Below are 13,732 nucleotides of genomic sequence, written 5' to 3'. Positions count from 1 at the left end.
TGAAGGGACAGGCGATTTTTTAAGCCATCATTCTCTTAAATAGAAGCGGAATGTAAAGTATCGATAGTTCACAGATCGACAGTGTCAAAATATAGGCCGCCACATCAAATTCTTTATTGATCGTTCCAAATCCATAAACGATAGCCGCGATCGGGGAAGCAACCATCAGAAGAACGATAATTACTGTTAAGCCTAGCCGTTTATCAGGCGTTAAACGTTGCTTATTTTTCCATATGTATAATAGTAAAGCTACAATAATAATGGCCAACACCAACAGCGACCACAATGCGAAAGTGTCGAACTTCGAAAGAGCCCATTGGATAAATCGTTCCTCATCATTAAATCGAATACGGGCACGATCCAAAGACTTCACTAGTGCATCACGAATCAGAAACGATCCGACTATACCGGTAATCGCCACAATTGAACCCATACCCCTATACAAGCGTTCGATCTCTCTCTTTTTCCAGAAAGAAAGGAGCATCGTCACTACAATTCCTATCCCCAAAACTTGTATAAAGATACTTATATTCAGATAAATCGTAATACACCTCGCTGGTAAAGTAAGAGCGACGGCTTGCGCGATGGCAACGCCGGATGGCCCATAGGAAGAATGGCAGAGCCAATTGGCATATAGCCAAGCGTAAAGTTGCTCAAATACACACGAGAAGATTGCATGTACTCGATGGGACTTCCTGTGCAGGTGACACACGCCAATGACTAGCAGGCTTGCAGTGATGAACATTTCAGCGACGATTCCGGTTAATGCATCGCTTCCGCTCAGCTCGATATACTTGGTGGAAAACGGCAGCAGCTATATAAAGTAGGATTGTACGAGAACCGAAACGGAGAATACACCTCATGATGAGACCGACCCCAATCTAGAGATGCGCGATAAGTAAGTTTGTTCTCTTAATAATAACATCATTAAGAGAACATGTGCCCTGCAAATCTGTGCGAGGCGCTGAACATGAACAACACGATGAGGTCCTTTTGTTCCAACACAAGTTATGGAAGCAGTTTGAATATTAAGCAAATTCAATGCTTCCAGTTGTTACCTGTTTCCCTTGAGTTCTTGTTTCATTACCCGCGGTAAAGAGAAGCAACGCACACAGCAGCATGTCTCTCCCCCTGGCCTCAAGAGCGGTTGCAGACGGTTCTGCTCGATCGAGCGAAAGTGTCCGCATGAGTTTGTTCACAGTAGATGGTTCTACTGAAGAAGAACGATGTTCACATCAGTTTGGATTGTAAAGGCCGTACAACTGAAGCATATGCCAGCTGTTGCATAAAACCGGAAAGTCGTAGCTTTCGTACACATCGTTCACTCAAATAATGACAGATGCGAATTTAACAATTCGATATTATTTATATAATTAGAACTAAATGCAAGAGCACATAACGAAGCCTTTGCATGTTCATCGGAATCCATATTTACGTATCGTTGGAGGCATAAGGCGAAATCTCCCGGCTTATCCAAAGAGATCGCCATTCCCCCTCCCGATCGGGTTACTTCTCCCCAGGGAGTACGATCCGAGATCAAAACGGGACAACCCGTTTGCAAGGCTTCGAATATCGCGTGACCGAACCCTTCCCCGAGCGTAGGAAGAAAAAATAAATCATAACTCCCTAAAATCTTTTTGACTTTAGCTGACGTTACCGCCCCTAGATAATTAACCTTAATGTTATCGGAAAGCTCCCGGATCAAGGTAAGACATTCTTCCCAGTAGGGCCCATCCTCAATTGGCCCGTATATGTCGAATTGCACCTCTCCCTTAACATTTCGAAGAGATGAGATGGCGAATTTCAAATTTTTCATTCTGCATATGCGCGATAGAAATACGAGTCTTAAAGAACCGCGTTGTTTGGGCATTTTCTCGAAAATGGGTTCCTCTCCGAGCTTAGTTGCAGATGGGAAATCCGGTGCTACGATCACCAGAGCTTTGGGTCCGAACACCTTGACGATCTCTGCTTCTTCTTTAATGCTTGAAGCCTGCCAGATTACATCCGAGTAAATGCCAAACCATTTCGCTAACGCTATAAATACCTTTTTCTTTAAGGGCTTTATAGATAATGCGCCTTCGGAAAACTCTCCTCTTGGAGCCAATACGGTTCTCTTTAAGTGCAATTTAAAGCATTTATTCCAAGTAACGGGCAGTATGGAGTATTGGAACGAAAAAAAACTGTTTAAGTATAAAACATCGGAATCCGTTTCGCGCATGATTCGTATGAGTTTTGTTCCGTTCCGTCCCGATAAGTAATAGATGTCGGGGACTCCCGGGATCCAGCGATTTAGCGGAAGCGGATAAGGATGTTTATCGCCCAAGTCTCTGTCGGAAGTTACGATCTTAAACTTTACTTTATCGAATAAATGATCGACGGAATTACGGATCGTCGTGGTCGGGCCTCCCGCCTTAAATCCCGGTTCGAAATACGGAACAAGCGTGAGTACCTTCTTTGGAGCGGCTTTTCCCCCTTCCGTCACGCTCATGATTTCCTCCAGATCGTTCGATTTACAATCGGAGTAAAGCTCTGGATGAGTTTGATCACTTTGCTCGCTACGTTCGAATCCGCATAATCGCCGACTAGGGAATAGGCTTCATCGTTATCCCACATTTGCCTGCACAGTTCAACCGATTGCATAATTTCGTTTGTCGTAATTCCGCCGATCAGAATGACGCCCTTATCGAACGTTTCCTGCCGCTCGGTAGAAGTTCTTATCGATACTGCCGGGAAGCCGAGTATGGAGGCTTCTTCCGGAAGTGTCCCACTGTCTGACAATACGCAGTACGCGTTTAATTGGAGCTTATTGTAATCAAAAAATCCGAGGGGCTTTGTTGTTCTAACTAGAGGGTCGAAATTAAAATTTCTCTTTTCGATCATCTTCTGGCTTCTGGGATGCGTCGAATAGAAAATTGGGATTTGATATCTACGGGCGATTTCGTTAAGCGCGTTCATTAAGGAGAGAAAGTTATTCTCGTTATCGATGTTCTCTTCCCGATGAGCCGATACGAGAAAATAGCCGCGTTCCTTAAGCCCAAGGCGCTCGAGAACATTGCTATTCTCAATATTGTCCCGATGATGGAGTATGACTTCGGTCAGAGGAGACCCCGTGACGAAAATATGCTCGCTTCTGCACCCTTCCGCGATCAAATTTCTTCTGGCATTCTCGGTATAGGGCATATGAATATCCGAAATATGATCCACGATTCTTCGGTTAATCTCTTCGGGGAGATTCTCATCGAAACATCGATTGCCCGCTTCCATATGAAATACGGGAATCTTTAAGCGCTTGGCGGCGATCGCGGATAACGCCGAATTCGTATCCCCTAGAATCAACAGCGCTTCCGGCTTAATCTCCGACATGAGCGCATAGGATTTCGAAATCACATTCCCCATCGTCTCGCCCAAATGATCTCCAATACACTCCAAGCAATAATCCGGAGGCCTGATGCCCAACTCCTGGAAAAACACTTGGTTCAGCGTATAGTCCCAATTTTGTCCGGTATGAACGAGTACGTGATCGAAGTAACGATCCATTTTCTTGATCGTTTCACTCAATCGGATCACTTCGGGTCTTGTCCCTACAATAGTCATGACTTTGAGTCGATCCATCGCCCATTTCCTTTCAATCTTTATCGTAATGCGGATACAACTCTTTATGCTGCTCCATCCAATCCTTCATATCGGCGACCATTGTTTCGTAAGAAGGTACGACAAATTCAAATTCCGTCCTATTGTTGATTAGAGATTTGTCCACAACGAGACTTTCGCTGGGATGAATGATCCTTTTGTTATCGGTGAAATGTTTATTAAACAGTTGTAACAACCCGAACTTAGGAATAGACGTTTGATTAACGAGATGATAGATCCCGCTTAGCTTAACGATAGACGCCTTTTCTATCGCTTTCGCTAGCGTTAAAGTCGTAACTCCTGTCCATATTGCTTTGACGAATCCGACCATTTCCTTCTTCTGTTTCATATACCAGTTCAATAATCCGATACCGTCGGGGTTTAAGTCCGGTCCGACCACAGAAGTACGAAAGGTAAGATCTTTATGGTTGTCGATTTCACCAAGCGCTTTAGATCGACCGTATAAAGAAATTTCGTCCCGGTACGAGTGTTCCGAATATCCCCCCTGAAGACCTGAAAAGACGCAATCCGTGCTAACGTGAATAACTTGCGTGTTCGTGTCCCTCGTCATATCGCTTAAGTGATGGGGCAGAAAACTATTCACGAACACGGCTTCGGATGGCCGGGAATCGGCTTCGCGGTTAAGAATTCCGGAGCAATTGACGATTGTATCGTATGGTTCAGCTAGAATCATTTCATTCAATCTTTTCAATTCTCTCACATCGCAAACCATATGGGGAGTAAACGACAGTGGACGTCTGGCAACCGCGGTAACGGAATGACCTTGCTCGCTTAAGTAAAGGGTAACCGTGTGGCCGACCATACCTCCAGCACCGATAATTAAGTATTTAATAACACTTCCTCCCCCCGTTGCCCGATTGCTTCTTGTATACAATCCAATGTCAGTAATTTATTTTTAATCTCGCTTAATTGCAGCCGTCTGGCGCTGCTTGAAGAATATTCCCTATCAAGATAAGGAAGACTGTGCCTGCTCACGTAATCATTGCAATAATTCAACTCCCGATGGTCGGCCGGAATTCTATAGAAGCTATTCAATTCTTCCGCGATCATGGATTCCTCATTCGTAAGTAACTTTTCATGCCACTTTTCTCCGTGCCTTACTCCTGTAACGACAATGTCATTGCTTGCATTCAATAACTCTTTGATCGCCGTTGCCAAGTCTCCAACCGTGCATGCTGGAGATTTATTGATCAAGATATCCCCGGTTTGTGCGTGCGTAAATGCAAATAGAACTAAGTCAACCGCATCCTCCAAACTCATCATAAACCTGGTCATATCGGGATGAGTCACCGTAATCGCACGTCCGGCTTTGATTTGCTCGATGAACAAGGGGATAACAGAGCCGCGTGAAGCCATTACGTTGCCGAAACGGGTACAACCGATCACCATATTTTGCGAGGATGCGTGCCTTGATCTGGCAACTGCCAACTTCTCCATCATGGCTTTGGATATTCCCATCGCGTTGATGGGATACGTAGCTTTATCCGTAGATAGACAAATCACTTTCTTAACTTCGTTCTCGATTGCTGCGCTTAATACATTTTCCGTTCCGATAATGTTGGTTTTAACGGCTTCCATCGGGAACATTTCGCAGGAAGGAACTTGCTTTAAAGCCGCCGCATGAAAAACGTAATCCGCATCGTAGAAAACCTCTTTAAGGCTGTGCGAATCTCTGACGTCGCCAATGAAATATTTAAGCCTTCGATCTCCGAAATGCTTCCTCATATCGTCTTGCTTCTTTTCATCACGGGAAAAAATCCGTATTTCTTTGATGTCCGACTGAAGTAACCTTTTCGCTACCGCATGTCCGAAAGATCCCGTTCCTCCGGTAATGGCAATCGTTCTGTCTGCTAACATTCCCGTCTCCACCTTAACCATATTTTTGCATCACTTTATTCAGCCTCTCGATAAACAACGATTTTGAAAAGTGGCTCTCATAATAGCTCCTAGCGCGTTGTCCGAATTGTTCATGCCTATTTTTTTCAGAGGCAAACTTTCGGATAATCGACGCTAGTCCTTTGTAGTCTTCCGCCGTCGTACAATATCCGCAACCCGATTCTTCAATGACTCTTCTAGTCTCGCCATTGATCGCGCCTAATACCGGCTTGCTTGCAGCCATGTAAGATTGAACTTTATTCGGAAGCGTGTAGGATAGCGATTTGTTCGCTTTCAGCGTGACGATCATGGCATCCGCCATCTTATAGAAGAATGGGAGCTCATCCAAGGAAAGATGTCCATAGAAAGTCACATTAACTAGGCCCAAAGCCTCGGACAGTTGTTGGCATTTCTTTCGGGATGTACCGCTTCCGACAATATGAAAGCGAATGCGATTCTCATCGATTAACTCTTTAGCCGCATACAGGATGGTTTCGACGCTTTGCATCTCTCCAATGTTTCCCGCGAAGACGAAATGGGTTTCCTCACAATCGCCCTTATCCAAATTTAATTCTTCGAAGATCGATTCGGCGAAAATCGGAAGATAGGCGAGCCTCCGCTCTATTCCCAAAACATGGCGGAAATAATGCTCAAATTGTTTAGAGCTGATGATGATTTCATCAGATTTTCGGTATAGCCACCTGCTCATGGCCAGCAGTAACCGATAGAGAATGCCCCCTTCCTCTATTCCTCCCGCGGATGCGCTGACCGGCCATAAATCATGACAGTAGAGGATAAGGGGCTTTCCTATAAGCCGCTTAAGAATAATTGCGGGTAATGCCATCGTTACCGGAGATAACTGATAAACGATGATGAGATCGAATTTTTTTCTTAGAAAAAAGGATTGAATGGAAGCCATAAGTGCAAAACTCAAATAATTAAGCGATAACGTAATCCGATTACGACCCCGTCCTATTATCGGCACTCGTTTTACGGTAACCCCGTGTATTTTCTCATTTCGTCTTTTGAATCGCCTGTATTCGGAATGGATGTTTCCTCCAGGGTAATTAGGAAGACCTGTCAATACGGTTACTTCTGTTCCGGAACGGGCCATCTCGAAGCACATTTCGTTCACTCTGAACTGTTCCGGATAAAAATACTGGCAAACTACCAATACTTTCACAACAATTCCCCCTTTCCCCGATCAGCGCCTGCGCCCTCTCCAACTCCTTCTCTGTTTATCACCTTCATCATCGTTAAAAAAATAATCTTCAAATCGAGCAAGGTGCTCCTTGTTAAGAGGTATTCGCTGTCAAAACCAACTTTGGCATCGACCGAAAGAGTGTCTCTCCCATTAATTTGAGCCCATCCCGTCAAACCTGGAACGAGAGAATTCACACCGTAGCGCTCCCTTTCGAGAATTAAATCATACTGGTTCCACAACGCCGGCCGGGGACCTACTAGGCTCATTTCGCCTTTCAGAATGTTGATTAATTGCGGCCATTCATCTAGGCTAGTCTTCCGCAAAATTGCTCCGATTCTGGTTGTATACTTGTGAATATCGTCAAGCAGCAAGTGAGTAGGTACATCGCAAGGAGAATCTTCTTTCATCGTTCTGAATTTCAGAATCGTAAATGGTTGCTTGTTCTTGCCGATACGTTGTTGCTTAAATAACGCCGGCCCCTTCGATTCCGATTTTATCAAGATAACGATGATTAGCGACGCTGGCAAAAAACAGACAAGAGCGATTATCGAAACCAGGACGTCAATAAACCTTTTAATACAAGCATATCTCTTCATCGTCGTTTACTCTCCGTGGACAACCGTTCACGTTCCGCTTTTTGCAATGCTTCCATTACATCCAGCATTAGAAACTGAGCTTGAAGGTTGTCATTAACATCGAAGACTCCTCGGCTCATTAAACGCTCGGTTTCAGGCAATTTATCTATCCTTCCGATTCTTCTCTCGATCTCGTCAACCAGTAGACGAGCCTCATTTGAATACTCCCTGCGCTTATCTGCCAAGAGAGAAGCATCGGATCCGAGCCTGAGATTAAGCTCTATGGCGTTCTCGTAGAATCCGATTGACCAAGGAAAGAGTGCGACGGCTCTTCTTGCAACCTCATGAGCTCGATCGAAGTTCATCCTATCCATATCCAAATCGTAATTTATCTCTACTGCTTCGATGTTATACGGATCAATGGCTTTCAACCTGTTCAAAGCGTACTCCGCAGTCTTCGAGAAGCTTTCGTTCTTCGTTTCGCGATACATAAGTTGATTTAATTGAGCCATGGATAAAAGATATTGGGAATGTCCAGGCATCAAGTTCTCCGCTTGCTCTATTGCGGATTGATAAGCAGCGTATTTCCCCTCCTCGGCGAGCACGTTCATTGAGGATCGATAATATTCATCCGCCCTTAACGCTATAATGCACTTGTAAATCATAAATATCGCTACCAGGAACAATCCTGATGCAAAAGCCTTCGTTACTCTTCCTTTGCCCCAGATAGCTGCGATCGGTCTATTCGAGATGGCCGCCGTAGCTCCCAAAGTTAAAAAAACAAGGGAAGACAGATAAAAGAAGCTCATGTCAAAATCGACGAGGCTGTGGCCTAGAATAACGATAGAAAAAACGGGAAATATCAACCACCGAATATCATCATTGGTTTCTCTGATCTTCTTCTTTATTTGACCGATCAATAAGACAAACACGTAACATAGGATAACCATAAGAACGATCAAGCCGAACAATCCCGATTCTAAATAAGTTTCTATATAAAAATTATGAACTTTGGAACTCGAATAAGGATAACTTTTGAACGACTCGGATAATACCGACCACGCGCCGCCTCCAGCGCCGAATACCGGATAATCCGCTCCTGCCCTTAATGCGTCTTCGTACAATGTATTTCTTAAGAAAACGCTGGTAGATTGAAGATTGACCCCCTCCAGCCTGGCAGCAATCTCCGCAGGTAGGATCTTGCTGAATGGAAAGTTCGACAGGATCAGAACATATAACGCCAGACCTAATGAGACAAGAACGACCGGTAACGCCAAATGTTTAGGGCTCCATCGTTTGTCTGCCTTATTATCATCTAACTTGCCGAACCACAGCCTTACTCCAAGCACAACCAGGCTTGCAATTACAGAAATCCCCAGCACGAGCAGCCATCCGCGCAAAGTGACCCCCTGTGAGTAATTTTCTAGCAATTGCCCCCTTGTCTTGACTGCAAAACCATATACGGCAAATGCAGCGATCCCAACAATCCCTAGTTCCATTAAACTTATGAGTTGTCGTTTCCAAGGGAGTAAGGTCAAATAGAAGATGAGGACGATAAATAGAACAAGCAGCGCTCCTCTGGAAAGGGTGAGCAGCAAGGACAAGAACACGGGTACCAGCATAAATGCATGAAAAATACGATATTTTTTCTTTCGAGAGGATTGAACCATGATCAAGGCGCATATGGCTATCGCGATTAAGTAGGCCGCATAAGCGTTCGGGTACTGAAAGACGCTGGATAATCGTTCTGCTAGAACCGCATCTTTATAATGAGCGTTGCCGAACCAGTTCAGTAATCCAAACATAACGATTACATATCCTGAACCGATTAAAGCGATCAGTAATAGGTTATAGCCAGCGGAATGACGGGCTACATAATAGCCAAGAACAAAGAATACGCCCCAACCCAATCTGACGAAAGCTTCGATGAAAGCCCAATGGCTCGTGATCGCCTCTAACGTCGCAATGAAATAGGATATCGGTATGATCCATATCAGAGCAACAAGAATGTCCCCGTGAGAAGCCAGCTGCCAATCTCGGTAAAGATAGACGCAAATGAAAGTGAGACATACCAAGCTACAAAAAAGAGCGATGTATAATGGCCTTTCGAAAGTGATTTCGTACCCAACGAACAAACCCTTATTAAATGGCGCGAGGAACAAAAACATAACGACGAAAAAGGACGTTGCCGCGAATATCCAGCGAGTATTTTTTCTGTCCAGGTCGCCGTCTTTCATCTCACACCTTCCTCGGTGACGATATTCAAGATTTCCCGGGCTCGTTCCAGCCTGATCTTGTCCTTGGACGAATAGTCCTTACTCGAAAGAACTCCCCCTACCCCGTTAGCCATTCCGACAATTTGAGTGGGTTGTTGAATGCGATCTACAATAATATCCCCCCGGTTGCCTATTATGCCACCAGCTAATAAGCGAATGTTATCGTCAAAGCGCTCTCCTCTTACATTCATGTAGAAATTCGATACATCCGGACTGGACGACAGCAACGAGTACACAAAGCCTAGTCTGACATCCATGCGATTGCAAATGACGCCGTTCTCCCCGCTTGCCTTCAGAAATCCGGGAGAAAGATTATTAATGCCCCCGTCAATCGCGATCCCGCCTCTCTTTACAAGATAAGCCATTTCTTCTTGAGCTACACCGTCAGCGGCAACAAAGGAAACCAGACCGTCAAATAAAGGCTGATTCGACAAACTTTCAATAGCCTTGATAGCAGATCGAGAATATTTGGGCAGTATGGCATTCAATCCATCGGCAACCGTGCTTGCTTTGTTATAATTTCTGGAAAGCATTTTAATACTGGCATTCCTTTCGCATAAACGCAGAGCTAATTTCGCCGAAATATTCCCCGCTCCCAAGATCAATATCGTTTTCCCGTTTAATTGATCTTTGAAATGTTGCCTGACTAGCAAATCGGCAGCTTCTACACTGGCATCGTTAGGTTTATAAGCTACGATAGAAGAATGCTGGACATACTGGGTGGCGATTCCCATCAGATCCAAGCTCTGTTTCGCCTCTACATCCACAAGCACGATATCCACGACGCCATCCAGACGTTCAAAACAAAAACTCGCATCTTCCGGCCTTGAGACTAGAAAGTTGATACACTCATAATGCTCATAAGATCTCCTTGGCAAAACCAAAAAATCCGCAAGCAAACGGGACGTCGATCCGACGGAGGCGACTTTTATTTTCGAAGATCCGCGGACGCTGTCGATCTCGGACAGTACCTGATTGGATATTCCAGAAATCATCATTGATGTTCCCCTTCTGAACGCGAATGAATAATTAACCCAAGCTTTCTAAGTAAGCGTCGCACACCGAACCCACATCGTCGAAACGAATCAGTTCCCCTTTGTGCAACCATGCCGCTTTCGTGCAAAGTTTTTTTACGGATTCCACGGAGTGCGATACATAAATTACGCTGGCGCCATTGTTCACGATCTCCGCAATTCTGGATTCGCATTTTTTCTGAAATGGTATATCGCCGACGCTCAAGATTTCATCCGCGATCAGAATATCCGGTCTGCTGATCGTAGCGATCGCAAAGCCAAGCCGAGCCACCATTCCGGAAGAGAAATTCTTTATCGGAATGTCGACGAAATCCTCCACTTCGGAGAACGATATAATCTCGTCGAAATTCTCGTTCATCTTCGCTCTGCTATGTCCGAGGATTGCCCCGTTCAAGTAAATATTTTCCCGTGCGGTGAGGTCAAAATCGAAACCGGCGCCCAATTCGATTAACGGAGCTATGGACCCCCTTACTTTTATCCGTCCTTTGGCCGGCTGCAATACTCCTGCAATCAGTTTTAGCAATGTGCTTTTACCGCTACCGTTCAATCCGATAATTCCTAACGATTCTCCTCTTATCATTCGCAGAGAGACATTTCGAAGAGCCCAAAACTCGTCGATCGCCAGCCCCCCTTTAAGGGCTCGTATCAAATATTCTTTCAGGTTGTCAGCTTTCTCCCGGCTGATGTTATATAGCATCGAAACATCGTCGACTTCCACAAGCGTATCGGGCATGAATACCTCTCCGTTCCGTATCTTACATGTATAAAACAAATCGGTTTTGCGTCCGGTTAAAAATTAACCAGCCTATGCCGAGCGAAACGAACCCGCACAGTAAACAGATGAGGTTAGGAACCACTCCGGGCATAACCCCTTCGAGAATCAATGATCTTAAGTAATCTATGTAGTAATACATCGGATTCCATTCGTAGATCCAGGAATACTTATCCTGAATAATGGAGATCGGGTAAAATATCGGAGTCATATACGTCCATAAAAGCGCAAGTACCCCGTATAAACTATTAATGTCGCGGAAATAAACCGTCAGCGCGGATAAACTCAACGAAAGCCCGGCCGTAAAGATAATCAGATAGAAGATCGGAATGAAACTCAAAAACAAGGTCGGTTTAAAGGGAGCGCTCGTAACCAACATCACCAGCAGCAATGCCACGAAAGCAAATGCCAGATTGACCAGCGAGGACAATACTCTGGAGAGAGGGAACAAATACTTAGGAATATATATTTTTTTCAACAACCCGGCGTTACCCACGATAGACATTGCCGCGGAAGTCGTCGCCTCGGTGTTAAACGAGAATAAAATGCTTCCAGTCAAAAAATAGACCGCATAGTTGGGCAACGTATTAAAAAGCGAAGAAAATACGATCGTCGTGATGATCATGGTTAACAAAGGATACAGCAATGTCCAAAGCAGTCCCAGCACCGATTTTCGATATCTGACTTTGATATCTCTAATGACCAGTTCCTTGAGTAAATTGTTATATTTCCAAACAACAGAAAGCCTGCTATAGAGCTTTCGCACGGTCAAACCTCTCCTCGAAGGTCAATTCATTGTCTAGCTTGTCTATATTTACCGAAGCGCTTTTGCCAAAGTCCCCTCAGTTTTAACGTCGCCTTGCCTATTGTGGCGCGCAACCCATAATCCCTGAAGTGGTTTACGAGTTTTACGGCAATCGTCTCGATTTCATCCAGTTGCATTCGTGTCGTGCGGACTTTAGGCACGGCGGAAACCAAGACAGCCGTCCGTTCGTATTCCTTGACGATCGTTCTGCAGAATGCCTTCTTGTTAACGACCTCGCCCATAAAACGTTCGGCTAAGATCCGATTGATCTCATCTTGATCCGAATGGGATAACACGACTCGGATCAGTTCTTCCCAGCGAGGTCCGACTTGATCAATGGAATATCTTCCGACCATTTCGCGCGCATTCATTGACATTCTCTTCAGTAATTCCGAATCGTCGAATAAGGCCGATATTTTATTGGCCATTGCCCGCATGTCGTCTTGAGGAACGATATAACCGTTAACTCCATCCGCAATGATATCCTCAAGTCCGGGAATATCCACGATTACGGCAGGCAGCCCGTAACTTCCGGCTTCATTGAGAACTAATGGAAATCCTTCGCTATCCGAAGTTAGTACAAATACGTCGCCTTGGCTATAAAAATCTTGCGTTCTCTCTTGTTCTCCGACGAATCGGACTTGAGAGCCGGATACACCCGTTCGTCTAAGCAGCTCGCCTATCGTTTCCTTGGCATTCCGGGGAATTGCGGCTTCCAAATCATATGGCCCTACGATCAATAACCGCGCATCGGGATGGCTTTCGAGCAGATGGCGAAATGCGGTTAACACGCGATCCAACCGCTTTATCGGATCCGAGAACCTCCCAACGGCGATTACCGTTTTACCGTTGCGTTTATCGGAATCATAAGCCGGAACGGAGAACGAGGTGAGCCCTTGCATGACCGCGGCGTTAGGATAAGCCATTCCGTAAGCGTTGGCGCTGAATCGGGTAAGAAAACACGACGCGTTCGCCTGAGCCAGCGCCTCGCTTCGGGCAATTACCGTGGAAGCCAATTCCGGAATTCTGTGCGGAAAAAAATAATATTCCAACGTATAAGCAATCGTTCGGATTCCGAATTGCCTGAATACGGGGTATACGGCGGCTAGCTCGGGGATGCTGTTATTGTGGCCTATAAATATATCTGGCGACAGTAGTCCGACTAGCTGGATAAGTCTCTCGATCCTTCGATCGTTCTCCAAAATAGGCACAAAAGCGATTGAAGGGTCCAATTGGAAGCCGTTGCTACGCACCGGCTCAAAAACGGATACGATGATCCGGTATTTTTTGCGCGCCAAGTAATTGGTCAAACCTGCAATAAGCCTCTCCGCTCCGCCGAATTGCCACCCGTATGCGTGAAACAGCAGTACCGGCTCGCGCCTCTCTTCGTTCAATAGGGGCTGGATGAGTTGAATCAACAATTCCGATACTTCGTCGAGCTTGGAAGTCCGAAAGATCGTTTCATCCAACATCCGTGCCGCTTCATGAATCTCATAGGTCGTTTTGGCAAGTCGGCATGCGGCGATCAAGTTATTCATTC

Annotated in this window: 12 protein-coding genes; all 12 read right to left on the bottom strand. The window is 45.3% G+C overall.

The genetic code is table 11. The features are described from left to right. Window positions 1–19: 19 nt before the first annotated feature. Complete coding sequence (locus DFP98_RS14550) at window positions 20–745, bottom strand: hypothetical protein (protein ID WP_116061334.1); 726 nt, start codon at window positions 743–745, stop codon at window positions 20–22. A 576-nt stretch (window positions 746–1,321) separates the two neighbouring features. Then, entirely contained in the window at window positions 1,322–2,488 is a 1,167-nt protein-coding gene (locus DFP98_RS14545; RefSeq protein WP_116061333.1) for a glycosyltransferase family 4 protein, read from the bottom strand. Continuing rightward, complete coding sequence (wecB, locus tag DFP98_RS14540; protein ID WP_116061332.1) at window positions 2,485–3,612, bottom strand: non-hydrolyzing UDP-N-acetylglucosamine 2-epimerase; 1,128 nt, start codon at window positions 3,610–3,612, stop codon at window positions 2,485–2,487. The genes DFP98_RS14545 and wecB overlap by 4 nt, the downstream gene beginning before the upstream one ends. A 13-nt stretch (window positions 3,613–3,625) precedes the next feature. Then, window positions 3,626–4,453: an SDR family oxidoreductase gene (locus DFP98_RS14535; RefSeq protein WP_246016534.1), complete on the bottom strand. Its 828-nt coding sequence runs from the start codon at window positions 4,451–4,453 to the stop codon at window positions 3,626–3,628. 17 nt (window positions 4,454–4,470) lie between these two features. Further along, window positions 4,471–5,508 (bottom strand): UDP-N-acetylglucosamine 4,6-dehydratase family protein, encoded by a 1,038-nt coding sequence (locus DFP98_RS14530; RefSeq protein WP_116061419.1) that lies wholly within the window; start codon window positions 5,506–5,508, stop codon window positions 4,471–4,473. A gap of 13 nt (window positions 5,509–5,521) precedes the next feature. Further along, window positions 5,522–6,709: a glycosyltransferase family 4 protein gene (locus tag DFP98_RS14525; RefSeq protein ID WP_116061331.1), complete on the bottom strand. Its 1,188-nt coding sequence runs from the start codon at window positions 6,707–6,709 to the stop codon at window positions 5,522–5,524. Next, window positions 6,706–7,326 carry a sugar transferase gene (locus DFP98_RS14520; RefSeq protein ID WP_116061330.1) on the bottom strand — a complete coding sequence of 207 codons (621 nt, stop codon included), beginning with the start codon at window positions 7,324–7,326 and terminating at the stop codon, window positions 6,706–6,708. The genes DFP98_RS14525 and DFP98_RS14520 overlap by 4 nt, the downstream gene beginning before the upstream one ends. Continuing rightward, entirely contained in the window at window positions 7,323–9,542 is a 2,220-nt protein-coding gene (locus tag DFP98_RS14515; protein ID WP_116061329.1) for an O-antigen ligase family protein, read from the bottom strand. Before DFP98_RS14515 ends, DFP98_RS14520 begins: the two co-directional genes overlap by 4 nt. Further along, window positions 9,539–10,579, bottom strand: a complete 1,041-nt coding sequence (locus DFP98_RS14510) for a Rossmann-fold NAD(P)-binding domain-containing protein (RefSeq protein ID WP_116061328.1) — start codon at window positions 10,577–10,579, stop codon at window positions 9,539–9,541. The genes DFP98_RS14515 and DFP98_RS14510 overlap by 4 nt, the downstream gene beginning before the upstream one ends. 31 nt (window positions 10,580–10,610) lie before the next feature. Next, on the bottom strand, window positions 10,611–11,348 hold the full coding sequence (locus tag DFP98_RS14505; protein WP_116061327.1) for an ABC transporter ATP-binding protein: 738 nt from the start codon (window positions 11,346–11,348) through the stop codon (window positions 10,611–10,613). Between the two features lie 22 nt (window positions 11,349–11,370). Then, the gene (locus DFP98_RS14500) at window positions 11,371–12,153 is read right to left on the bottom strand and encodes an ABC transporter permease (protein WP_116061326.1); all 783 of its coding nucleotides are present in this window, start codon (window positions 12,151–12,153) and stop codon (window positions 11,371–11,373) included. 26 nt (window positions 12,154–12,179) lie between these two features. Beyond that, window positions 12,180–13,730 carry a glycosyltransferase gene (locus DFP98_RS14495; RefSeq protein WP_116061325.1) on the bottom strand — a complete coding sequence of 517 codons (1,551 nt, stop codon included), beginning with the start codon at window positions 13,728–13,730 and terminating at the stop codon, window positions 12,180–12,182. Window positions 13,731–13,732 lie beyond the last annotated feature (2 nt).

Source organism: Cohnella phaseoli (assembly GCF_003386235.1).
Lineage (GTDB): Bacteria > Bacillota > Bacilli > Paenibacillales > Paenibacillaceae > Cohnella > Cohnella phaseoli.
Note: the sequence above shows the minus strand (reverse complement) of the source record. Positions and strands in the feature narration are given on the sequence as shown.

Coding starts and splice junctions, on each gene's coding strand:
- DFP98_RS14520 (WP_116061330.1), bottom strand. CDS start 7,326: ATGAAGAGATATGCTTGTATTAAAAGGTTTATTGACGTCCTGGTTTCG.
- DFP98_RS14505 (WP_116061327.1), bottom strand. CDS start 11,348: ATGCCCGATACGCTTGTGGAAGTCGACGATGTTTCGATGCTATATAAC.
- DFP98_RS14550 (WP_116061334.1), bottom strand. CDS start 745: ATGTTCATCACTGCAAGCCTGCTAGTCATTGGCGTGTGTCACCTGCAC.
- DFP98_RS14535 (WP_246016534.1), bottom strand. CDS start 4,453: ATGGTCGGCCACACGGTTACCCTTTACTTAAGCGAGCAAGGTCATTCC.
- DFP98_RS14545 (WP_116061333.1), bottom strand. CDS start 2,488: ATGAGCGTGACGGAAGGGGGAAAAGCCGCTCCAAAGAAGGTACTCACG.
- wecB (WP_116061332.1), bottom strand. CDS start 3,612: ATGGATCGACTCAAAGTCATGACTATTGTAGGGACAAGACCCGAAGTG.
- DFP98_RS14510 (WP_116061328.1), bottom strand. CDS start 10,579: ATGATGATTTCTGGAATATCCAATCAGGTACTGTCCGAGATCGACAGC.
- DFP98_RS14515 (WP_116061329.1), bottom strand. CDS start 9,542: ATGAAAGACGGCGACCTGGACAGAAAAAATACTCGCTGGATATTCGCG.
- DFP98_RS14495 (WP_116061325.1), bottom strand. CDS start 13,730: ATGAATAACTTGATCGCCGCATGCCGACTTGCCAAAACGACCTATGAG.
- DFP98_RS14530 (WP_116061419.1), bottom strand. CDS start 5,508: ATGTTAGCAGACAGAACGATTGCCATTACCGGAGGAACGGGATCTTTC.